Below are 649 nucleotides of genomic sequence, written 5' to 3'. Positions count from 1 at the left end.
CTCGATTGCTAATAAATTCATGTTGTTTCTCAACTAAAAATTGTAATGTCCGATTCATAAGATAAAGCTTATCGTTAAAATGATAAGAAATAAGTCCAGTACTAATCTTAGCTTTTTTTGCTACCTTCGTTAAGCTTAAGTTGTTATATCCAACTTCTTCTAATGTATCAATACATGCAAGAATAATTTGTTCACGCCTAGCCTCTGCAATAAAAGAATCAGTCACGCTATTCAACTCCTGATTTATATAATTTGAATGTATAATCAAAAAACTGATTGGTCGTTCAATTAAATTTTAGTAAGAAATTAGAAGTATGTCAAATGCTTTATGCTTACATCTTGAAAAGGCTAATCCGCCGATCGATGAAGCCCATTTCCAAAAACAAGCCCGTTTTTAAGTAAGTCAAGCTTCCGATTCGCCCTGAAAACATAATATAAATGGAATCCCCTCATTTAGAGCAAGGTGAACTTGTTATGAATGATACTAAAGGAGGAATAGAGTAATGGGCGAAAAGTGTGAACACAGACATGATGATTGTAACCGCAGACATGGATGCGGCGGCGGTTTTGCGCTTCTAATCGTATTGTTTATTTTATTGATCATCATCGGTGCTAGTTGCTTCGGCGGTGGCGGTTGTGGTTATGGCGG

2 protein-coding genes are annotated in these 649 nt (G+C 36.1%); one reads left to right on the top strand and one right to left on the bottom strand.

Features of this window, described 5'->3' with window-relative positions; genetic code table 11:
• On the bottom strand, positions 1 to 226 hold a 226-nt coding region (locus tag MR083_RS26750; protein WP_242270097.1), incomplete at its 3' end, for a TetR/AcrR family transcriptional regulator.
• Positions 227 to 503: 277 nt separating this feature from the next.
• Here MR083_RS26750 and MR083_RS26745 point away from each other — a divergent pair.
• Positions 504 to 649 (top strand): YjcZ family sporulation protein (locus tag MR083_RS26745; RefSeq protein WP_242270098.1); only part of this gene is annotated, 146 nt, incomplete at its 3' end.

The organism is Bacillus cereus group sp. BfR-BA-01408 (assembly GCF_022663305.1).
In the GTDB taxonomy this organism is placed as follows: domain Bacteria; phylum Bacillota; class Bacilli; order Bacillales; family Bacillaceae_G; genus Bacillus_A; species Bacillus_A pacificus.
Note: the sequence above shows the minus strand (reverse complement) of the source record. Positions and strands in the feature narration are given on the sequence as shown.